Annotated in this window: 20 protein-coding genes; 10 read left to right on the top strand and 10 right to left on the bottom strand. The window is 60.9% G+C overall.

Annotated elements, in window-relative coordinates:
* The first annotated feature begins 3 nt into the window (after positions 1–3).
* The 8 genes from ACIPL2_RS01365 (at position 4) to ACIPL2_RS01330 (ending at position 8,055) form a co-directional block, all read left to right on the top strand.
* On the top strand, positions 4–882 hold the full coding sequence (locus ACIPL2_RS01365; protein ID WP_401352237.1) for an amino acid ABC transporter permease: 879 nt from the start codon (positions 4–6) through the stop codon (positions 880–882).
* Between the two features lie 10 nt (positions 883–892).
* Complete coding sequence (locus tag ACIPL2_RS01360) at positions 893–1,657, top strand: amino acid ABC transporter ATP-binding protein (protein WP_401352234.1); 765 nt, start codon at positions 893–895, stop codon at positions 1,655–1,657.
* A 53-nt stretch (positions 1,658–1,710) separates the two neighbouring features.
* Positions 1,711–2,535, top strand: coding sequence for an ABC transporter substrate-binding protein (locus ACIPL2_RS01355; RefSeq protein WP_401352232.1), 825 nt, complete (start codon positions 1,711–1,713; stop codon positions 2,533–2,535).
* 252 nt (positions 2,536–2,787) lie between these two features.
* Positions 2,788–3,636 carry a polysaccharide deacetylase gene (locus ACIPL2_RS01350; protein ID WP_401352230.1) on the top strand — a complete coding sequence of 283 codons (849 nt, stop codon included), beginning with the start codon at positions 2,788–2,790 and terminating at the stop codon, positions 3,634–3,636.
* Positions 3,629–4,516 carry a polysaccharide deacetylase gene (locus ACIPL2_RS01345; RefSeq protein ID WP_401352228.1) on the top strand — a complete coding sequence of 296 codons (888 nt, stop codon included), beginning with the start codon at positions 3,629–3,631 and terminating at the stop codon, positions 4,514–4,516. Before ACIPL2_RS01350 ends, ACIPL2_RS01345 begins: the two co-directional genes overlap by 8 nt.
* Positions 4,513–5,862, top strand: a complete 1,350-nt coding sequence (locus ACIPL2_RS01340; protein WP_401352226.1) for an MmgE/PrpD family protein — start codon at positions 4,513–4,515, stop codon at positions 5,860–5,862. Before ACIPL2_RS01345 ends, ACIPL2_RS01340 begins: the two co-directional genes overlap by 4 nt.
* 144 nt (positions 5,863–6,006) lie before the next feature.
* Positions 6,007–7,185, top strand: coding sequence for an MFS transporter (locus ACIPL2_RS01335; protein ID WP_401352224.1), 1,179 nt, complete (start codon positions 6,007–6,009; stop codon positions 7,183–7,185).
* Between the two features lie 162 nt (positions 7,186–7,347).
* Positions 7,348–8,055: an HPP family protein gene (locus ACIPL2_RS01330; protein ID WP_401352222.1), complete on the top strand. Its 708-nt coding sequence runs from the start codon at positions 7,348–7,350 to the stop codon at positions 8,053–8,055.
* 130 nt (positions 8,056–8,185) lie between these two features.
* Here ACIPL2_RS01330 and astA read toward each other — a convergent pair whose 3' ends face one another.
* From astA to ACIPL2_RS01295, 7 genes are all read right to left on the bottom strand, one after another.
* Positions 8,186–9,220, bottom strand: coding sequence for an arginine N-succinyltransferase (astA, locus tag ACIPL2_RS01325; protein ID WP_401352220.1), 1,035 nt, complete (start codon positions 9,218–9,220; stop codon positions 8,186–8,188).
* Positions 9,217–10,155, bottom strand: coding sequence for a citrulline utilization hydrolase CtlX (ctlX, locus tag ACIPL2_RS01320; protein WP_401352218.1), 939 nt, complete (start codon positions 10,153–10,155; stop codon positions 9,217–9,219). Before ctlX ends, astA begins: the two co-directional genes overlap by 4 nt.
* Positions 10,156–10,409: 254 nt before the next feature.
* Complete coding sequence (locus tag ACIPL2_RS01315) at positions 10,410–10,889, bottom strand: Lrp/AsnC family transcriptional regulator (RefSeq protein WP_007974731.1); 480 nt, start codon at positions 10,887–10,889, stop codon at positions 10,410–10,412.
* 12 nt (positions 10,890–10,901) lie between these two features.
* On the bottom strand, positions 10,902–11,663 hold the full coding sequence (locus tag ACIPL2_RS01310; RefSeq protein ID WP_401352215.1) for an ABC transporter ATP-binding protein: 762 nt from the start codon (positions 11,661–11,663) through the stop codon (positions 10,902–10,904).
* A gap of 64 nt (positions 11,664–11,727) precedes the next feature.
* The gene (locus ACIPL2_RS01305; protein ID WP_401352213.1) at positions 11,728–12,438 is read right to left on the bottom strand and encodes an ABC transporter permease; all 711 of its coding nucleotides are present in this window, start codon (positions 12,436–12,438) and stop codon (positions 11,728–11,730) included.
* Complete coding sequence (locus ACIPL2_RS01300; protein WP_401352211.1) at positions 12,435–13,160, bottom strand: ABC transporter permease; 726 nt, start codon at positions 13,158–13,160, stop codon at positions 12,435–12,437. Before ACIPL2_RS01300 ends, ACIPL2_RS01305 begins: the two co-directional genes overlap by 4 nt.
* 62 nt (positions 13,161–13,222) lie before the next feature.
* Entirely contained in the window at positions 13,223–14,002 is a 780-nt protein-coding gene (locus ACIPL2_RS01295) for a transporter substrate-binding domain-containing protein (protein ID WP_059402383.1), read from the bottom strand.
* Positions 14,003–14,494: 492 nt separating this feature from the next.
* Here ACIPL2_RS01295 and ACIPL2_RS01290 point away from each other — a divergent pair, with 492 nt between their 5' ends.
* A complete protein-coding gene (locus ACIPL2_RS01290; protein WP_401352209.1) occupies positions 14,495–15,601 on the top strand; it encodes an enoyl-CoA hydratase/isomerase family protein in 1,107 nt (368 codons plus the stop codon).
* 3 nt (positions 15,602–15,604) lie between these two features.
* On the top strand, positions 15,605–16,756 hold the full coding sequence (locus ACIPL2_RS01285) for an acyl-CoA dehydrogenase family protein (RefSeq protein ID WP_401352207.1): 1,152 nt from the start codon (positions 15,605–15,607) through the stop codon (positions 16,754–16,756).
* Positions 16,757–16,854: 98 nt separating this feature from the next.
* Here the strand turns inward: ACIPL2_RS01285 and ACIPL2_RS01280 are convergent, their stop codons facing one another.
* From ACIPL2_RS01280 to ACIPL2_RS01270, 3 genes are all read right to left on the bottom strand, one after another.
* Positions 16,855–17,628 carry an enoyl-CoA hydratase gene (locus ACIPL2_RS01280; RefSeq protein WP_401352205.1) on the bottom strand — a complete coding sequence of 258 codons (774 nt, stop codon included), beginning with the start codon at positions 17,626–17,628 and terminating at the stop codon, positions 16,855–16,857.
* Between the two features lie 163 nt (positions 17,629–17,791).
* Complete coding sequence (locus tag ACIPL2_RS01275) at positions 17,792–18,919, bottom strand: acyl-CoA dehydrogenase (protein ID WP_401352203.1); 1,128 nt, start codon at positions 18,917–18,919, stop codon at positions 17,792–17,794.
* Between the two features lie 163 nt (positions 18,920–19,082).
* The gene (locus ACIPL2_RS01270; RefSeq protein WP_401352201.1) at positions 19,083–20,276 is read right to left on the bottom strand and encodes an acetyl-CoA C-acyltransferase; all 1,194 of its coding nucleotides are present in this window, start codon (positions 20,274–20,276) and stop codon (positions 19,083–19,085) included.
* Between the last annotated feature and the right edge of the window lie 9 nt (positions 20,277–20,285).

The following is a 20,285-nucleotide window of genomic DNA, read 5'->3' as shown; positions in this document are numbered from 1 at the left end:
AACATGAGCCAGACTCAGGCAGAACGACTCCAGGCGGAGCGCAAACTGGCGGACAACCAGTTCGATATCACCCAGTACCACCACGTGCCACGGCGTTACTACGGACGGATTTTCTTCGCCACCGTGATCGTCATCGCGATTCTCGGCCTGGTGCGGGCGTTCGCCGAAGGCAAGATCGAATGGTCGTACATCGGTCAGTTCCTCACCTCCCAGGCGATCATGTGGGGCTTGCTCAACACCATCATCATGGCGGTGCTGGCGATGGTCCTGGGGATCGTCTTCGGGGTGATCACGGCGGTCATGCGCATGTCGGCCAACCCGATCCTGCGCTACGTCGCGGTGACTTACACCTGGCTGTTTCGCGGTACGCCGCTGATCCTGCAACTGCTGTTGTGGTTCAACCTGGCGCTGATCTTTCCCACCATCGGCATTCCCGGCCTGTTCGAAATGGACACCGTGAGCCTGATGACGCCGTTCGTGGCCGCCCTCCTCGGCCTGAGCATCAACCAGGGCGCCTACACCGCCGAAGTCGTGCGCGCCGGCCTGCTGTCGGTGGACACCGGCCAGTACGAAGCCGCCAAGTCGATCGGCATGCCGCGCCTGCAAGCGCTGCGTCGGATCATTCTGCCGCAGGCCATGCGGGTGATCATTCCGCCCGTGGGCAACGAGTTCATCGGCATGGTCAAAATGACCTCGCTGGCCAGCGTCATCCAGTACTCGGAACTGCTCTACAACGCCCAGAACATCTACTACGCCAACGCCCGGGTGATGGAGCTGCTGATTGTCGCCGGTATCTGGTACCTGGCCACCGTCACCGTCCTGTCCTTCGGTCAAAGCCGTCTGGAGCGTCGTTTCGCTCGCGGCGCCGGCAAGCGTACTTGAGGAACCGCACATGAGAAGCATCGTCAAGGCCGTGAGCCTGAACAAGTACTACGACCATTTCCACGCCCTCAAGGACGTCAACATCGAAGTCGAGCAAGGCGAAGTGCTGTGCATCATCGGCCCGTCCGGCTCCGGCAAAAGTACCTTGCTGCGTTGCATCAACCAGCTGGAAAAGATCGACAAGGGTGGCCTCTGGGTCGACGGCGAGCTGGTCGGTTACCGGGTCGTCGGCAACAAACTGCACGAGCTCAACGAGTCGCAGATCGCCCGTCAACGCCTGTCCACCGGCATGGTGTTCCAGCGTTTCAACCTGTTCCCGCACATGACTGTGCTGCAAAACATCATCGAAGGGCCGTGCCAGGTGCTCAAGCGTTCGCCCAAAGAGGCGCACGAAGAAGCCGTGGAATTGCTCGCTCGCGTCGGCCTGGCCGACAAGCGCAACAGCTACCCGATCGAACTCTCGGGTGGTCAGCAGCAACGTGTCGCCATTGCCCGTGCGTTGGCCATGCGACCCAAGCTGATGCTGTTCGATGAACCCACTTCGGCACTCGACCCGGAACTTGTCGGTGAGGTGCTGTCGGTGATGCGCGATCTGGCGCAGACCGGCATGACCATGATCGTCGTCACCCATGAACTGGGCTTCGCTCGCGAGGTTTCCAACCGCATGGTGTTCATGGACGGCGGGCAGATCGTGGAGGCAGGAAGCCCCGAAGAAATACTAATAAGTCCGCAAAACCCGCGCACCCAAAGCTTCATTTCTGCCGTTCGAACCTAAGCGCCAGCCTCGCAAACCAAGAGCTGCGTAACAACACTCATAAGAGAACGACCATGAAGAACTTCGTTATTCCAGCAGTACTCGCAGGCGTTATGGCATCCGGCTTCACCTTCGCCGCCGAATTGCCGGCCAGCATCAAGGCCAAGGGCGAGGTCGTCGTAGCGATCATGCCGAACTACCCGCCGATGGATTTCAAGGACCCGGCGACCAACACGCTGACGGGTCTCGACTATGACCTGGGCAACGCCCTGGCCGAACGTCTGGGCGTGAAGATCAAATGGCAGGAAACCGGCTTCGAGCAAATGATCAACGCGCTGACCACCGACCGCGTCGACATGGTCATGTCGGGCATGACCGACACCGCCGAGCGTCAGGCCAGCGTGACCTTCGTCGACTACTTCACCAGCGGACCGCAGTTCTACACCTTGCAGAAAAACAAGGACTTCAACGAGATCATCGACCTGTGCGGCAAGAAAGTCGGCACCAGCCGCCGCACCACCTTCCCGGCGGAAATCGCCGAGTGGAGCAAGGCCAATTGCGAAGCGGCCGGTAAGCCAGCGATCAACGTGATCGGCACCGAAGGTTCGGCCGATGCCCGTGCGCAACTGCGTCAGAGCCGTATCGATGCCGCCATGCAAGGCAGCGAGACCTTGTCGTACCTGAAAACCCAGGAAAAGGACATGTACAAAACCGTGGGCCTGCCGATTTCCGAGCAGTTCACCGGGCTGGGCGTGAGCAAGAAAAAGCCTGAGTTGAGCGAAGCGCTGAAGGTTGCGTTGCAGAGCATGATCGACGACGGCACCTATCAGACCATCCTGAAGAAGTGGGACCTGGAACTGGGCGCGATCAAGACCGTAACGATTAACGCCGGCAAGTAATGCTTGCCCTGTAGGAGCGAGGCTTGCCCGCGAAGGCGGTGTTTTAGTCAACGGTGATGTTGACTGTGACGGCCCCTTCGCGGGCAAGCCTCGCTCCTACAGGGTTCCCTGATCGACCCAAATCCAGTGTGGGAGCGGGCTTGCTCGCGAAGAGGCCCTGTCAGCCGGCATTTATGTTGAATGACACAACGCATTCGCGAGCAAGCCCGCTCCCACAGGGATTGCGGTTTACCTATCAATGGAGTGCCACTGATGTCCTCCTCGTTGCAACCCACCTGGCCCGGCCAGCACAAAGCCTGTCTGGCCCTGGCCTTCGACCTCGATGGGCCGACCGGCGATGCCATGCTCAATGGCTCGATCTGGCGCAAGCCCGAGTACTTCGGTTTCGGCGGTTACGGCCCTTACCGGGCGTTGCCGCGCCTCCTCGATCTGCTCGACGAGTTCCGCATCCCGACCACGTTTTTCGTCCCCGCCTGGGTCGTGGAGAACTGGCCGAAACAGTGCCAGGCGATTGTCGAGCGCGGGCATGAAGTGGCGTACCACGGCTACAAACACGAATCCTTTTACGCCCTGACGCTGGAACAGCAAAAGGACGTCATGAATAAATCTCGCGAGGTGTTCTGGAACCACCTGAACATCCGCGCCGAAGGCTTTCGCACCCCGTCCGGCGACTGGCGCGCCGAAACCCCGGCGATGCTGGTGGAAGCCGGCGTGACCTATTCCAGCAGCATGCGCGGCGATGACCGACCGTATCTGGTCAACGTACCCGGCTTCGACACGCCGCTGGTGGAAATCCCCGGGCGCTGGGAAATGGACGATTACGCCTCCCTCGCCTACACCCGCGCGCCGAACTTTCCTTCGGGGCTGGACCGCACCGCCAGCTATGAACTGACCCTCGACAACTGGTGCCGCGAATACGACGGCGCGATGAACGAAGGGCTGTGCCTGACCACCCTGTTCCACCCCAAGATCACCGGCAAACCGGGACGCATCCTGTTGCTGGAAAAACTCTTCGAACACATGCGCCAGCGCGATGACGTGTGGTTCGCCACCTGCCGCGATGTCGCCCAGTGGTGGCTCAAGGAGCATCACCATGGCTGATTCCACTGTCTGGCCCAAAGGCTACCGTTGCGCCGTGGTGCTGACCGTCGATTACAACGACATCCACGGCATTCTCACTCAGGCCCCGGAAGTCGCCGGACGCGACAAGACCCTGTCGGTCTGGCGTTACGGCACCCAACGCGGCGTCGAGCGCTTGCTCGGTTTATTCGCAGAACTGGGGGTTTCAAGCAGTTGGTGCATTCCCGGCATCGTCGCCGAAGAAAACCCAGAACACATTCGAGCGATCCAGGCCGGTGGGCATGAAATTGCCTGCGCTGGCTATCGCCATCAGAACTACGACACCCTCGACCTGGCCGCGCAGAGCGTCGACATCGCCAAGGGCTGCGAAGTCTTGACGGCGCTGACCGGCCAACGTCCAACCGGGTTTCGCATCCCGGCCGGCAACGGTGCACCGGGTTTTATCGAGGCCTTGAAGGACCACGGCATTCGCTGGTCGTCGTCGTGGCGTGGCGATGATTTGCCGTTCGCTCACCCGACGGCACCCGAGGTGATCGAGTTGCCGTTGCACTACGAACTGGAAGACGAACCCTACTTCGCCTTCAACCTCAGCCCCGCCGTGCCACCGGCGCAATCGCGGATCGCCTCTTACAGCCACACCCTGGGCAACCTGCAAATGGACTTCGCCGGTTTTCACCGGTTCGGGCTGTGTTATGTGCTGCGCCTGCACCCGGAAATCATTGCCACGCCGGGGCGCATTGGGGTGTTGCGCGAGTTGCTTGAGGGCATCCAGCAGCACGATGACGTGTGGATCGCCACCGGGGCCGAAGTCGCGCAATGGTGGGCGGATTCGGCGACACCTGTGACCGAGGATCACCCGGCGGCGGTGTATGAGCGGCATTATCGGGATTACAACGTATGACTGAACGCATGCAGCGACTGGCGCAATTCTGCGTCGACTTGCGATTTGAAGACTTGCCGCCGGCGTTGGTGGCGCAAGCCAAGCGGCACATTCTCGACACCTTCGGCGCGACCTTGGCCGGGGCTGATAGCGAGGTGGCGAAACAGGCACGCCAGGTGTTCGACGGCGAAACCGGCAGCACGTTGGTCTGGGGTACTGATCTGCGCGTTGGTGCCGCCCAGGCTGCGATGCTCAACGGCGTCGCGGCGCATGCCCTGGAACTCGACGACACCGGTGGCTGCGATCATTCCGGCGCCGTGGTGCTGCCGGCGGTCATGGCCGCCGTTTCGATGTCGACTAAACCGGTGGGCGGTCGTGAGTTCATCACGGCCGTGGTGATCGGCTACGAAGTCGGTCGCCGGGTGCTCGAAGCCTGCGGCGGTTACTCGGCGCACAACGGTGCCGGATGGCATTCCACGGCGACCTGCGGTGTGTTCGGTGCAGCGGCGGCGAGTGCGCGGATTCTCGGTTTGAACGCCGAACAAACGATGTCGGCACTGGGCATCGCCGGCAGTTTTAGCGGCGGCTTGTGGGCGTTCATCCACGATGGCTCGCACAGCAAAAAACTGCACAGCGGTCGTGCAGCGGAAGGCGGCTTGCTGGCGACGCGGTTTGCCCAGCGAGGCATCACCGGGCCGACGAAGTTGTTTGATGACGTGTGGGGTGGCTTCTTGAAAACCCTGGCCGGTGTGACGTCGCAACCGCAGGCGCTGGATGCCGATTTGGGCGTGGTGTGGAAACTCGCGCGCAGCTCGATCAAGCCGTACGCCGCATGCCGGGGCACTCATTCGGCGATCGACGCCTTGGGGCTGTTGCTTGATCAACTGAGCATCGACGCGGATCAGGTCGAGGATGTTCAGGTGGCGTTGTGCGGGTTTCTGCAGGACATGTGCGGTGGCCGCGACGTGAGTACGCTGGCGGCGGCGCAGATGAGCCTGCCGTATGCCCTCGCAGCGCGGCTGGTGCATGGTCATTGCCGGTTGGAGACCTATGACGAGGCGCAGCGCGGCGATCCGCGGATTGGCCAATGGATGTCGCGTATTCGCCTTGATGTGGACGCGCAACTGTCAGAGGATGGCGAGCCGCTGGTGAGCGTGCGGACCGTGGACGGTCGGCAGGCGAGCCTGTGCGTCGATCCACCCTTGGGGGCTCCGGGGAATCCGCTGAGTGATGAGGCGCTGGAGGAGAAATTTTTCAGCCTGGCGGTGCGGGTGATGCCGCGGTTGCAGGCGGAGGAATTGCTTGGGCAGTTGTGGCAGCTGGAAACGCTTGAATCGGTTGGCTCTCTTGATCGGTGGTTGACTTGAGTCTTGCATTGCCTGGACTGGCCTCTTCGCGAGCAAGCCCGCTCCCACATTTGAAATGCGTTCTCCTGTGGGAGCGGGCTTGCTCGCGAATGGCCGCAACCCGGTACACCGTCGAACACCCAAAATAAGGACATTTGCCCCACCGTGGCCACTTACTCACTCGTTATCCGCCGCTTGATGATCGTTTCGCTGACCATCGTTGTCAGCCGTGCCATCACCAGCCCGTTGCTCACGCTGTTCCTGAGCAACAAACTTGGCCTCAACCAACAGGACGTTGGCTTGCTGTTGGGCATCGCGGTGTTCATCGCCACCCTGCTCGCCCTCTACGGCGGCTACATCATCGACCGTCTGGAAAAACGGCGACTGTTGATTCTTGCCATGCTCTCCAGCGCCATCGGTTTCGTGTTGCTGACCTTCGCCTCGAACCTTTACCTGACCACCGCCACCCTGGTGATCACCGAAACCGCCTCGGCCTTGTTCCTGATCGGGTCGAAAGCGATCCTCAGCGAAAACCTGCCCATGGGCCAGCGCGCCAAGGCGTTTTCCCTGCGCTACACCCTGACCAACATCGGCTACGCCACCGGGCCGATGCTCGGCGTGGTGATCGCCGGCGTGTACCCGATTGCACCGTTCCTGATCGCCGGCGGCATCGCGTTTTTCAGCATCTTCCTGATGATCGGGATTCCCAAGGACTCGGCCCAGACACCCGCGATCGGCCAGCCGGCCAGTTTCCTCAAGACCCTGGTGACCCTGAAAAACGACCGCACCTTGATCATGTTCACTTGCGGCTGTTTGCTCAGTACCGTGGTCCACGGGCGTTTCACCCTGTACCTGTCGCAATACCTGCTGGTGACCCACGACTCCAAGCGCGCCCTGGAAACCATGGCCGCCCTGCTCGCCTGCAACGCCATCAGCGTGATCCTGCTGCAATACCAGATCGGCCGTTTCCTCAAGCGTGAGCAACTGCGCTACTGGATTGCCGGCGGCACCAGCCTGTTCATCGTCGGGCTGATCGGTTTCAGTCTGGCCGACAGCCTGGTGAGTTGGTGCGTGGCCATGTTCATCTTCACCCTCGGTGAAATGATCATTTACCCCGCCGAATTCCTCTTCGTCGACACCCTCGCCCCGGAAGAACTGCGCGGCAGCTATTACGGCGCGCAAAACCTCGCTGCACTCGGCGGCGCCCTGAGCCCGGTGATTTGCGGTTTCCTGCTGATGCACACGCCCGCGCCGACCATGTTTTATGCCTTGAGCGCGCTGACCGCCATGGGCGGCTTCCTGTGTTTCATGAGTGGCCGGCGGGTGGCCATGCAGCAAAATTAATGCATTGAAACTGCATTAATATGAATTTGTCAGCATCGAAATAGGACGGCACACTGTGGTTGTTCCTCCCCCAATAGTTGGAACACCTTCAAGGGCTTTCTGGGTATCCCCGGCAAGCCCTTTTTTTGCCTAGGTTTTTTTATTAACGGATCGGTTTTTATCATGCTCGCTCGCTGGTTACCCGCCGCCATCAACACCCGCCCCTCGGAATGGAGCCGCGCGGCCATCGGCATGTCCCTGGGCACGCTGTTCAGCGTCTGGCTGTGCGCTCAGTTTTTTGGCATGGAAGTCGCGCAACACCTGGTCGGCCCATTGGGTGCTTCGGCGGTGCTGTTGTTCGCCGTGTCGTCCGGCGCGCTCGCCCAGCCGTGGTCGATTCTGGGCGGCTACCTCTGCGCCGGGGTGGTTTCGCTGCTGGTGGCTCACGTGCTCGGGCGGACGTTGGGCAGCGCGTGCCTGGCGGCCGGGATGGCGCTGATTCTGATGTGCTGGCTGCGATGCCTGCACCCGCCGGCCGGGGCATTGGCCTTGCTGTTGGTGTTGGCCGACCCGGCGACCATTGCCATGGACTGGAAAGCCCTCGGCCCGGTGATGCTCAGTGCCGCGACCATGCTGTTCAGCGCCCTGGTGTTCAATAACCTGACGCGCATTCGTTACCCCAAACGTGCCAGCGAACCGGTTGCCGTGGTGCCCGCTGATCATCCTCCGGTCGACAGTCAGGCGATCACCGCCCAAGACCTGAAACTGGCGCTGGCGGACATGGAAGCGTTCTTCGATGTCACGCCCGAAGACCTGGAACAACTGATCCACATCAGCGAACTGCATGCCAAACGGCGCAGCATCGGCGAAGTGCTCAGCAGCAGAACCTGAAGAAACACAGATCCCCTGTGGGAGCGGGCTTGCTCGCGAAGACGTGGTGTCAGCGACATTGATGCTGGATGACACAGCGCTTTCGCGAGCAAGCCCGCTCCCACAGGTTCCATGCGGGTTCAAAAATGGGTCAGGCGGCGGACTGTTGCTGCGCTGGCACTGCCAGGCTCACCGCACGCACCGACGCGCCGGCGCTCAACCCCAACGTCTTCGCGGTCTGCGCCTCGACAATCAGCGTCCCGGCCGCCATCCGTGCCGGGGCCGCGGTAATCCGGCAATCGGCAAACTGGCGGTTATGAATCAGGTAGGTCGCCGCCTGTTCCCCCGGTGTGCCGATACTCAGTTGCAGCACCTGGCTGTCACGCACCGCGCGGATATCCCCGGTGGCGCATTCGATCAGCGGCCCGCCGTCGAAGATGTCGATGTAATCCCGGTGTTCGAAGCCCTCAGCCTTGAGCATGCCCAGTGCCGGTTCAGTATTGGGATGAACCCGGCCGATGACCGTGCGTGCGGCTTCCGGCAACAGGCAGGTTGGCAGCGGAAACTTCGGCATCAGCTCGGCGATAAAAGTCTTGTTGCCCAGTCCCGTCAGGTAATCGGCATCGGCAAAATCCATCTTGAAGAAGTGCCGTCCCAACCCTTCCCAGAACGGTGAAACACCCTCTTCGTCCGAGTAGCCGCGCATCTCGGCAATCACCTTGTCACCAAATTGCTCGCGAAACTCTGCCAGAAACAGGAACCGCGCCTTCGACAATAAACGGCCGTTCAGGCCACTGCGGTGATCGGCATGCAGGAACAGCGAGCACAGCTCCGAATGGCCAGTCATGTCGTTGCCAAGGAACAGCGTCGGCAACTGCTGATTGATTCCGAGGTTTTTCGACGCCGCGACAAACAGCCCCAGCCGATAGTTGTACCAGGGCTCGCGCAGGCCGACCGCTCCGGCCAGTGCACAAATGCCGATGGCTTCCTGCCGGTCGTTTTCCAACACAAACAGGTAATCGGCATCGGCGCGTTGCGCTTCGCCGGCGAAGGTTTTCGCGGCCCATTCAAGCCGCTGACGCAAACGCGGTGCATCGGCGGGCAAGGTGGTCAAACCGGTCCCGGCGCTATGGGCCAGGGCCAACAGGGCCGGGAGATCTGCGGGTGTGGCGGGACGGACGATCATCGCACTGGCTCCTTGGCGGTCAGGTGTCTGGGCAAAAAGACCTCGGCTAACATGCACCGCGCGCTGCCGCCGCCGATGCGTTCGATGGTGTCGATGTTGACCGGCAGCGGCGTGGTGTGGGCTTCGATCACACGACGTTGGTCGGCCTCCAGCGACTGCCAGGCCGTGCGCGACATCACCAGCAGCGGCTCGCCCTCGGCGTTGTGGACTTCGAGCATGTTGCCGGCGAAGGATTCCAGCTGCGCCCAGTTCAGGGCGATCACCTGCTTGCCGCTGTCTTCGAGCCGTTTACGCAGGGCCAGACGTTCACCGGGGTGGGTGACCGACGCCAGGCACGCCACGGCCAGGCGCGTGCCGACACTCATCATCACGTTGGTGTGGTAAATCGCGACGCCCTGACGGTCTACCGCGTTGAAGGCACAGAGCTCGTAGCCCAACTGCTTGACCACTTGATCCAGCGCGCGGGCATGGGTGCGGGTGGAGTAGCCGGCGTAGCAAATCCGCTGCTGCCGATCCAGCACCATGCTGCCGGTGCCCTCCAGGAACACGTCCTGCTGTTCGAGGCTGGACAGGTCCAGCAACTGGTCGACGCGGTATTCGTCGCGCAGCCAGTCGAGTACACCTTTATCGCGTTCCAGACGCCGGTTGTGACCCTGCATCGGGTACAACACCAACGTGCCGTCGGGGTGGCTGCTCCACCAGTTGTTGGGGAAAATCGAGTCCGGGGTATGCGGCGCTTCGCGGTCGTTGTGCACCTTGACGTCGACACCATGGCTGCGCAGCGCAGCGACGTAGCCGTCGAACTCTTGCAGGGCCTTGAGCTGCACGTCTTCGGACACTGCCGCCGGTTGCTGGAAACGGTTGTTCGCCGCCGTGTCCTGATTGAAGGAGAAACGTGTCGGGCGAATCATCAAAACGGTATTGGTGGTTTGCATGGGCACAGATTCAATGAGGGTTGAGAGAGGCTCATTGTCTGTTTCGGAGGCTGGAAAACCCGGTTGATACGGGGGGTTGTGGTGATGGAAACGGCTGAAGATACTGGATCGTTCAGCCGATTCGGCAAACACCACAAAGCAAAATGTGGGAGCGGGCTTGCTCGCGAAGGCGGTGTGTCATCCAGCATCAATGTTGACTGACACGACGCCTTCGCGAGCAAGCCCGCTCCCACAGGTTGTACAGCGTTCGACTTCTACTCCATCGTGGTCTTGACCATCGCCAATTCGGGATGGCTGACCAGCTTGTCGATGTGCAGATCCGGGTCGTCGAACCAGACTTCGGTCAGCACCCGGTAATGCTCCATGTCCCGGCAGCGCATGCGCAGGCTGTAGTCGAACGCACCGCTGATCAAACGACATTCCAACACCTGCGGACAGGCGCGGACCTTGGCCTCGAAGGCCTTTTGCGCCGCCCGCCCACTCTGGTTCGACAGGGCGACCAACACCAGCAACGACAAGCCTGGTGTCAGTTTTTTCTCATCGAGAATCGCCCCATACCCGCGAATGACCCCGAGCTGTTCGAGCTTGCGCACCCGTTCCAGGCACGGCCTGGGCGTCAGGTGCACGCGCTCGGAAAGCTTTTGATAAGTGATGCGCCCTTCGTGGCGCAGCACTTCGATGATGGCCTGATCAATACGATCAAGCACGATCGACAGATCGCGGATGTCCGCCATGTACGTCTTGCCTCACTTCAAACGACCCGATAGGAATTGCTGTAAACGTTCACTGTTTGGCGCATCGAGGATCGTTGCATCACCCTGCTCCTCGACCCGTCCCTGATGCAAGAACAACACCTGGCTGGACACCTGCCGGGCAAAACCCATTTCATGGGTCACCATCAACATGGTCCGGCCTTCTTCGGCCAACGCCTGAATTACTTTCAATACTTCACCGACCAATTCCGGATCGAGTGCCGAGGTCGGCTCATCGAACAACAGAATGTCCGGCTCCACCGCCAGCGCCCGGGCAATCGCTACCCGCTGCTGCTGACCGCCGGAGAGAAACGCCGGGTATTGATCAGCCACGCGTTGCGGCAATCCGACCTTGTCCAGATAGGCCCGCGCACGCTCTTCGGCGGCCTTGCGGCTCACACCCAACACCCGACACGGTGCCAGCACGATGTTCTCCAGTACCGTCAGGTGGCTCCACAAATTGAAATGCTGGAACACCATCGCCAGGCGCGTGCGCAAGCGCTGTAACTGCTTCGGGTTGGCAACGCGCATGCCACCGATGCCCTGACGCGTGAGGACGCGCTCGCCGTCCAGGGCGATCGCACCTTCGTCCGCCCGCTCGAGAAAATTGATGCAGCGCAGCATGGTGCTTTTACCAGAGCCGCTGGCGCCGATCATGCTGACCACATCGCCCGCCCGTGCGTTCAACGAGACGCCCTTGAGCACTTCATTGTCACCAAAACGTTTATACAGATTTTCAACCGTGAGTTTGTACATGCAAAAAACTCCTGCCGCAGCGCCTGATGCGACGCTGCTCTGCTGTGTTCTGGGGAGAAAAAATTCAGTGAGTCGGACCGAGGAAACTCAGCCAGCGCTTCTCCGCCAACCGGAAGCCTCCGACCAGGCCGAACGACAAGGCGAGGTACAGCAGACCGGCGATGCCGAAGGCCTGAAAGGTCATGAACGTCACGGCGTTGGCGTCTCGGGCAACTTTGAGGATGTCGGGAATGGTCGCGGTGAACGCTACCGACGTCGCATGCAACATCAGGATCACTTCGTTGCTGTAGTACGGCAGCGCCCGGCGCAACGCCGAGGGCAGAATCAGCCGCAGGTACAAACGCCAACCGCTCAGGCCATAGGCGTGGGCTGCTTCGATTTCGCCGTAGGGAATGCTGCGAATCGCCCCGGCGAAAATTTCCACGGTGTAGGCGCACGTGTTGAGGGTGAACGCCAGCAAGGTGCAATTCATCGCGTCGCGAAAGAATGCTTCGAGCAGCGGTTGCGAGCGCACAACAGCGATGCCGTAGATCCCGCTGTAGCAAATCAGCAACTGGATGTACAACGGCGTGCCACGAAACACGTAGGTGAACAACTGAACCGGCCAGCGCAGCAAACCCCAGCGCGACACTCGAAGAATCGCCAGGGGCAGCGACAGGAAGAACCCCATGACGATGCTCGCCACCAGCAGCCACAAGGTCATGGCCAGCCCGGTCAGTGTGTCTCCGTCGGTGAACAGAAAGGGTTTCCAGTAGTCGGCAATCAACTCGATCATCGCGCCATCCCCCGCACGCCCTGGTTGTAGCGCCGTTCCAGCACGCGCAAGACGTAGTTCGACGCGCTGGTGATCAGCAGGTACAACGCCGCCGCCAACAGCAGAAAGTCGAGCATGTTGAAGGTGCTTTTACCGGCCTCCTGCGCGACCTTGACCAGGTCCGACAAACCGATGATCGACACCAGCGCCGTGGCCTTGAGCAACACCAGCCAGTTGTTGCCCAGGCTCGGCAAGGCAAAGCGCATCATCTGCGGGAACACCACGTGGCGAAACCGCTGCCAGCGGTTGAGGCCGAAACACGCGGCGGCTTCCTGTTGCCCGCGCGGCACGCTGAGGATCGCCCCGCGAAAGGTCTCGGTGAAGTACGCGCCGTAGATAAAGCCCAGGGTGATGATGCCGGCCACGAACGGGTCGATTTCCATGTAGGCCCAGCCCATGGCCTCGGTCAGGCTGCTCAGCCAGCCTTGCAGGCTGTAGAAAATCAGCAGCATCAGCACCAGGTCCGGTACGCCACGAATCAACGTGGTGTAGAAGGTCGCGGGCAGGTTCAACAGCTTCAGCGGCGACAGTTTCGCCGCCGCCCCGAGCAGCCCCAGTGCCATGCTCACCAGCAACGACAGCGCGGATAATTTGAGGGTGACCCAGGTGCCATGCAGCAACAAAGGGCCATAGCCTTGCAGGGCCGAAAGATCGACCCCGATCAGATTCAGGAAGGAATTCACGCCAGTCACCTGTCTTGAGGCGCCCGTACGGCCGCTGCAACACAGCGGCCGGGGCGCGAGGATCAGTTGTTGTAGAGGTCCAGATCGCCGAAGTGTTTCTGCTGGATCTGCGCGTAGATGCCCTTGTCATGCAGGGCCTTGATGGCGGCATTGAGCATGCCTTTGAGTTCTTCGTTGTCCTTGCGCACGCCAATCGCAATTTCCGACGGCACCATCGGGTCACTGATGCCTTCGCTGTTCTGGAAGTCGGCGCCTTGCGGCGAGGTGAGGAAACTCATCTGCGCTTGCAGCTTGTCCTGGATTGACGCATCGAGACGGCCATACACCAGGTCGGCGTACACCTGGTCCTGATTCTGATACGCCTTGAGCTTCACCCCGCCCGGGCCCAGTTTGGCCTTGGCGTAGGTTTCCTGAATCGTGCCCTGCATGTAGCCGATGGTCTTGCCCCGCAGGGACTCGGCGGTGGGCAACAAACCGGAATCCTTGCGCGTGACAATCGCGGTCGGCCCGGCGTACAGACGGTCAGTGAAGTCGATCTGTTTCTTACGGGTTTCGGTAACGGTCATCGAGGACTCGATGGCGTCGAACTTGCCGGCCTTGAGCCCCGGAATCAACCCATCAAAGTCATTGCTGACCCACACGCAGGTCAGCTTCAATTCGGCGCAGATCGCATTGCCCAGGTCCACGCCGAAGCCCTGCACACCGCCATCGGCCGTGGTCGACTCAAACGGCGGATAGCTGGGGTTGACGCCGAATCGCAACTCTTTCCATTCCTTGGCGCTGGCGCCGGTGGAGCAGCACAGCAATGCCAGTGCCGGCAAGGTCAGCCATTTGATGTTCATCTTCTTGAGTCCCGGATTATTTTGATTTATCGCGGCCGGCGCTTACGCCGAACCACACTTTTTGACAGGGGCAGAGAGTCGATGCGGTATGTACCGCAGCCGTATTTGTTGTTGTTCTCGACCGGGCCAGGCCAGTCGTCGGGGTGCAGTCCGTTCCAGGCGCACTGCAAGAAGCGCTTGAAATGGAACGCCAGAATGCCAATTGCCGGGATTGCGCGGGTGTCGAAAGTCCGTGCCCAGACAGCTCAACTGTGCTGAACGAGGGGCTTTCACAGCCGATTCGGTCGTTGGCCGTGATCGATCAAAAAGATTGATCGCGAACAACCTGCAGGCGCTGCCAAAGGCGGCGATCTTTTGATCTACCCTTAAGGTAAAAATGCATAGGCAAGCTGCACTTATCCGGGTTGTACATCACAAATTTGCACTGGTACGATCCCTCATCGCTCGCGCGCGAGCTTCTCTATAAAGAACAATAAAAGCAGGGAGTTAGTGATGACTGCTCAGGTTACATCGAAGGGGACTTCGTCCATGGATGCCACGCAAAACGAAGTGCTGGCCGAGGTTCGCAACCACATCGGTCACCTGACCCTCAATCGCCCCGCCGGCCTCAATGCCCTGACCCTGGACATGGTCCGCAGCCTGCAGCGTCAGCTCGATGCCTGGGCGCAGGATTCGCAGGTGCATGCGGTGGTGTTGCGCGGTGCCGGCGAGAAGGCCTTCTGTGCCGGTGGCGATATCCGCTCGCTGTATGACAGCTATAAAAGCGGCGATACGCTGCACCAGGATTTCTTCGTCGAGGAATACGCCCTCGACCTCGCGATCCACCATTACCGTAAACCGGTGCTGGCCTTGATGGACGGTTTTGTCCTCGGCGGCGGCATGGGTCTGGTGCAAGGCGCCGACCTGCGAGTGGTCACCGACAAAAGCCGCCTGGCGATGCCGGAAGTCGGCATCGGTTATTTCCCGGACGTCGGTGGCAGCCACTTCCTGTCCCGCGTGCCCGGCGAACTGGGGATTTACCTCGGCGTCAGCGGCGTGCAGATTCGCGCCGCCGACGCGCTCTATTGCGGCCTGGCCGACTGGTTCCTGGACAGCACCAGACTGAGTACGCTGGACGAGCAACTCGACCAATTGCAATGGCACGATTCGCCGCTCAAGGACCTTCAAGGCCTGCTGGCAAAACTCGCGGTGCAACAGTTGCCCGATGCGCCGTTGATTGCGCTGCGTCCGGCCATCGATCACTTCTTCGCCCTGCCCGACGTGCCGAGTATTGTTGAGCAACTGCGAGCCGTCACCGTCGCCGACAGCCATGAATGGGCGATTGCCACCGCCGACCTGCTGGAAAGCCGTTCGCCGCTGGCCATGGCCGTGACCCTCGAAATGCTGCGTCGCGGCCGACAACTGGACCTGGAAAACTGCTTCGCCCTTGAGCTGCACCTGGACCGCCAATGGTTCGAGCGCGGCGACCTGATCGAAGGCGTGCGTGCCTTGCTGATCGACAAAGACAAGAACCCGCGCTGGAACCCGCCGACCTTGCAGGCGCTGGACGCCGAGCACGTCGCGAGTTTCTTCACCGGGTTCAACCACAGCGGGAGCTGAGCCATGCACGATATCGAATTGAGCGAAGAGCAAGTGATGATCCGCGACATGGCCCGGGATTTTGCCCGTGGCGAAATCGCGCCCCACGCCCAGGCTTGGGAAAAGGCCGGCTGGATCGACGACGGCCTGGTGGCGAAGATGGGTGAGCTGGGCCTGCTGGGCATGGTGGTGCCCGAGGAATGGGGCGGCACCTATGTCGATTACGTCGCCTACGCCCTGGCGGTGGAAGAGATTTCGGCCGGTGACGGCGCCACCGGTGCGCTGATGAGCATCCACAACTCGGTGGGCTGCGGGCCGGTGTTGAATTACGGCACTGATGAACAGAAACAGACCTGGTTGCCCGATCTGGCCAGCGGCCAGGCCATTGGCTGCTTCTGCCTGACCGAACCCCAGGCCGGTTCCGAAGCCCACAACCTGCGCACCCGCGCCGAACTGCGCGACGGCCAGTGGGTGATCAACGGCGCCAAGCAATTCGTCAGCAACGGCAAACGGGCGAAACTGGCGATCGTGTTTGCGGTGACCGACCCGGACCTGGGCAAGCGTGGCATCTCGGCGTTCCTGGTGCCGACTGATACCGCAGGCTTCATCGTTGATCGCACCGAACACAAGATGGGCATCCGCGCGTCTGACACCTGCGCAGTGACCCTGAGTAATTGCACGATTCCTGAAGCCAACCTGCTGGGTGAACGCGGCAAGGGGCTGGCGATTGCCCTGTCGAACCTTGAAGGCGGCCGCATCGGCATCGCAGCGCAGGCGCTCGGTATTGCCCGTGCGGCGTTCGAAGCGGCGCTGGCCTATTCCCGTGATCGGGTGCAGTTCGACAAGCCGATCATCGAGCACCAGAGCATCGCGAATATGCTGGCGGACATGCACACCCGGTTGAACGCGGCGCGGCTACTGATCCTGCACGCGGCGCGGTTACGCAGTGCCGGCAAGCCGTGTCTGTCCGAGGCCTCGCAGGCCAAGCTGTTTGCGTCGGAAATGGCCGAGAAGGTCTGCTCGTCGGCGATGCAGATTCATGGCGGGTATGGGTATCTGGAAGATTACCCGGTTGAGCGTTACTACCGGGATGCGCGGATAACGCAGATTTATGAAGGGTCGAGCGAGATACAGCGGATGGTGATTGCCCGCGAACTGAAGAACTATCTGGTGTGAAACCCTAAAAGCTTCGCGGGCAAGCCTCGCTCCTACAGGGGAAGCATATCCCTGTAGGAGCGAGGCTTGCCCGCGAAAGCGTCCGTCAGAACGCTACATTACTTACCTTGGAACTCCGCCTCACGCTTGGCAATAAACGCCGCCATCCCTTCCTTCTGATCCTGCGTCGCAAACGCCGCATGGAACACCCGACGTTCAAAGCGCACGCCTTCCGACAGGCTCACTTCAAACGCGCGGTTAACGCTTTCCTTGATCATCATCGCGATTGGCAACGACTTCTTGGCAATCAGCGCCGCGACTTTCAGTGCTTCTTCCAGCAATTCATCCGCCGGCACGATCCGCGCGACAATCCCGCAACGCTCCGCTTCCACCGCATCGATCAGACGACCGCTCAGGCACATTTCCATGGCCTTGGCCTTGCCCACTGCGCGGGTCAGGCGCTGGGTGCCGCCCATGCCTGGCAATACGCCGAGGTTGATTTCCGGCTGACCGAATTTGGCGTTGTCGCCGGCCAGAATGAAGTCGCACATCAGCGCCAGTTCACAACCACCGCCCAAGGCAAAACCGTTGACGGCCGCGATGATCGGCTTGCGCCGGTTGGCCACGCGATCGCTGTCGCTGAACAGGTCGTCGAGGTAGATTTGCGGATAGGTCAGCTCGGCCATTTCCTTGATGTCGGCGCCGGCGGCGAAGGCTTTTTTCGAGCCGGTCAGCACGATGCAGCCGATGTTCGAATCAGCTTCCAGGCCATCGAGGGCGTGGTTCAATTCGGCGACGATTTGCGCATTCAACGCGTTCAAGGCTTGCGGACGGTTGAGCGTGATCAGGCCCACTCGACCGTGGGTTTCCAACAAAATCGTTTCGTAACTCATACTTCACTCCTGCTTTGCATAAGACCGATCCCCCCGTAGGACCTGTAGGAGCTGTCGAGTGAAACGAGGCTGCGATCTTTTGATCTTCTGTATCAAGAGCAAGATCAAAAGATCGCAGCCTCGTTTCACTCGACAGCTCCTACAGGACCTACGGGGGGTTCCTTTATAGATTGCGCGAAATAACCATGCGCTGAATATCGCTGGTGCCTTCGTAGATCTGGCAGACGCGCACGTCGCGGTAGATCCGCTCTAGCGGAAAATCGTTCAAGTAACCGTAACCGCCGAGGGTTTGCAACGCCGAGGAGCAGACTTTCTCCGCCATTTCCGAGGCGAACAGCTTGGCCATCGACGCTTCCACCAGCGCCGGTTTGCCGCTGTCTCTCAGCGCTGCAGCGTAGTGCACCATCTGCCGGGCGACGGCGATCTGGGTCGCCATGTCCGCCAGGCGGAATGCGACGGCCTGGTGTTCGATGATCGGCTTGCCGAAGCTTTCACGTTCACGCGCATAGTCGCGGGCCGCTTCGAACGCGGCGCGGGCCATGCCCAGCGATTGTGAGGCAATGCCAACACGGCCTCCTTCAAGGTTGGCCAGGGCGATTCGATAACCTTCGCCCTCCTCGCCCAACCGGTTGGCCACCGGCACTTTCACGTCTTCGAACAGAATCTGGCACGTGTCGGAAGCATGCTGGCCGAGTTTGTCTTCGACCCGTGCGACTTTGTAGCCGGGCGAATCGGTGGGCACGATCAGTGCGGTGATCCCGCGTTTACCGGCACTTGGGTCGGTCACGGCGAACACGATGACCACCCCGGCATTCTGCCCGGAGGTGATGAACTGTTTGCAGCCGTTGAGCACGTAGTGATCGCCGTTCAACCTGGCGCGGGTCTTCAGGCCGCTGGCATCGGAGCCAGCTTGGGGCTCGGTCAGCGCAAAGGCGCCGAGCATCGAACCGCTGGCCAATGGCTTGAGGAAGCGTTCTTTCTGTTCATCGGTGCCGTACTTGAGGATCGGCACGCAACCCACCGAGTTGTGCACGCTCATGATGGTCGAGCAGGCGCCGTCACCGGCGGCGATTTCTTCCAGGGCCATGGCGTAGGCCAGGTAACCGGTGTCGCAACCGCCCCACTCTTCCGGCACCAACATGCCGAAGAAGCCCAGTTCGGCCATCTCGCCGATGGCTTCCTTGGGGAAACGGTGCTCGCGGTCCCATTCAGCGGCGAACGGTTTCAGCCGTTCCTGGGCGAACTGCCGGGCCGCGTCGCTGATTTGCTGTTGTTCGTCATTGGGAATCATGGTGAATCCTTCAAAAATGAGCCTTTCGCACACGATGCCTGGTCGTAACGCTGAACCTGTGGGAGCGGGCTTGCTCGCGAAGAGGCCGTGTCAGTCGACATCAATGTTGAATGACAGACCGCTTTCGCGAGCAAGCCCGCTCCCACATTGGGTAGCGTCAGTTTCAGTAAAGGCATTCCACAGCCATGGCCGTGGCTTCGCCGCCGCCGATGCAGATCGCTGCAACGCCGCGTTTCAAGCCTTTCTGGCGCAGGGCCGAGAGCAAGGTCACGAGGATCCGCGCGCCGGACGCACCGATCGGGTGGCCCAGGGCGCAAGCACCGCCGTGCACGTTGATCTTCTCGTGGGGGATTTCCAGTTTGGTCATGGTGACCAGGCTGACCACCGCGAACGCTTCGTTGACTTCGACCAGATCGACTTCGTCCAGGGACCAGCCGGTCTTCTTCAACAGCTTCTTGATCGCGCCGACCGGTGCCACCGGGAACAGGCCCGGGGTGTCAGCAAACGCCGCATGGCCGTGAATCACCGCCAGTGGTTTCAGACCGCGTTTTTCCGCTTCGGAACGACGCATCAGCACCAGTGCCGCCGCGCCATCGGAGATCGAACTGGAGTTCGCCGCCGTGACGGTGCCGCCCTCGCGGAACGCAGGTTTCAGCGAAGCGATCTTGTCCAGTTTGGCTTTCGGTGGCTGCTCGTCATTGCTGATCAGCACCTGCTCTTTGCCGACCGTCACGGTCAGCGGGACGATCTCGTCCTTGAAGCTGCCATCCTTGATCGCCTGCTGGGCGCGGGTGGTCGAAGCGATGGCAAACGCATCCTGGGCTTCGCGGGTAAAACCATTGGTTTCGGCGCAATCTTCGGCGAAGGTGCCCATCAAGCGGCCCTTGTCGTAGGCGTCTTCCAGACCGTCGAGGAACATCGAATCGAGTACCCGGCCGTGACCCATGCGATAGCCGCTGCGGGCGCGGTCCAGCAGGTACGGCGCATTGGACATGCTTTCCATGCCACCGGCGACCACCACGTCGGCACTGCCGGCAACCAGCATGTCGTGGGCGAGAATCGCCGCTTCCATGCCCGAACCGCACATCTTGTTCAGGGTGGTGCAGCGAGTCGATTTGTCCAGCCCGGCGCCCAATGCAGCCTGACGGGCGGGCGCCTGGCCGAGACCGGCGGGCAGTACGCAGCCAAACAGCACTTCTTCAACCGCATCCGGCGCAATCCCGGCGCGTTCAACTGCGGCTTTGATTGCAGCGGCACCGAGTTGCGGCGCGGTCAGGCTTTTCAGTTCGCCCTGGAATCCCCCCATCGGGGTACGGACGGCGCTGACGATAACGATTGGATCGTTGGCAATAGTCATGACAAATCC

Source organism: Pseudomonas sp. NPDC086251 (genome assembly GCF_044746405.1).
In the GTDB taxonomy this organism is placed as follows: Bacteria; Pseudomonadota; Gammaproteobacteria; order Pseudomonadales; family Pseudomonadaceae; genus Aquipseudomonas.
Note: the sequence above shows the minus strand (reverse complement) of the source record. Positions and strands in the feature narration are given on the sequence as shown.

What these genes read in the sequence shown, in the direction of transcription:
- ACIPL2_RS01330 (WP_401352222.1), top strand. Translation starts at nt 7,348, where the DNA reads ATGCTCGCTCGCTGGTTACCCGCCGCCATCAACACCCGCCCCTCGGAA.
- ACIPL2_RS01285 (WP_401352207.1), top strand. Translation starts at nt 15,605, where the DNA reads ATGCACGATATCGAATTGAGCGAAGAGCAAGTGATGATCCGCGACATG.
- ACIPL2_RS01350 (WP_401352230.1), top strand. Translation starts at nt 2,788, where the DNA reads ATGTCCTCCTCGTTGCAACCCACCTGGCCCGGCCAGCACAAAGCCTGT.
- ACIPL2_RS01315 (WP_007974731.1), bottom strand. Translation starts at nt 10,889, where the DNA reads ATGGCGGACATCCGCGATCTGTCGATCGTGCTTGATCGTATTGATCAG.
- ACIPL2_RS01270 (WP_401352201.1), bottom strand. Translation starts at nt 20,276, where the DNA reads ATGACTATTGCCAACGATCCAATCGTTATCGTCAGCGCCGTCCGTACC.
- ACIPL2_RS01280 (WP_401352205.1), bottom strand. Translation starts at nt 17,628, where the DNA reads ATGAGTTACGAAACGATTTTGTTGGAAACCCACGGTCGAGTGGGCCTG.
- ACIPL2_RS01305 (WP_401352213.1), bottom strand. Translation starts at nt 12,438, where the DNA reads ATGATCGAGTTGATTGCCGACTACTGGAAACCCTTTCTGTTCACCGAC.
- ACIPL2_RS01340 (WP_401352226.1), top strand. Translation starts at nt 4,513, where the DNA reads ATGACTGAACGCATGCAGCGACTGGCGCAATTCTGCGTCGACTTGCGA.
- ACIPL2_RS01355 (WP_401352232.1), top strand. Translation starts at nt 1,711, where the DNA reads ATGAAGAACTTCGTTATTCCAGCAGTACTCGCAGGCGTTATGGCATCC.
- ACIPL2_RS01290 (WP_401352209.1), top strand. Translation starts at nt 14,495, where the DNA reads ATGACTGCTCAGGTTACATCGAAGGGGACTTCGTCCATGGATGCCACG.
- ACIPL2_RS01295 (WP_059402383.1), bottom strand. Translation starts at nt 14,002, where the DNA reads ATGAACATCAAATGGCTGACCTTGCCGGCACTGGCATTGCTGTGCTGC.
- astA (WP_401352220.1), bottom strand. Translation starts at nt 9,220, where the DNA reads ATGATCGTCCGTCCCGCCACACCCGCAGATCTCCCGGCCCTGTTGGCC.
- ACIPL2_RS01365 (WP_401352237.1), top strand. Translation starts at nt 4, where the DNA reads ATGAGCCAGACTCAGGCAGAACGACTCCAGGCGGAGCGCAAACTGGCG.
- ACIPL2_RS01345 (WP_401352228.1), top strand. Translation starts at nt 3,629, where the DNA reads ATGGCTGATTCCACTGTCTGGCCCAAAGGCTACCGTTGCGCCGTGGTG.
- ACIPL2_RS01360 (WP_401352234.1), top strand. Translation starts at nt 893, where the DNA reads ATGAGAAGCATCGTCAAGGCCGTGAGCCTGAACAAGTACTACGACCAT.
- ACIPL2_RS01310 (WP_401352215.1), bottom strand. Translation starts at nt 11,663, where the DNA reads ATGTACAAACTCACGGTTGAAAATCTGTATAAACGTTTTGGTGACAAT.
- ACIPL2_RS01275 (WP_401352203.1), bottom strand. Translation starts at nt 18,919, where the DNA reads ATGATTCCCAATGACGAACAACAGCAAATCAGCGACGCGGCCCGGCAG.
- ctlX (WP_401352218.1), bottom strand. Translation starts at nt 10,155, where the DNA reads ATGCAAACCACCAATACCGTTTTGATGATTCGCCCGACACGTTTCTCC.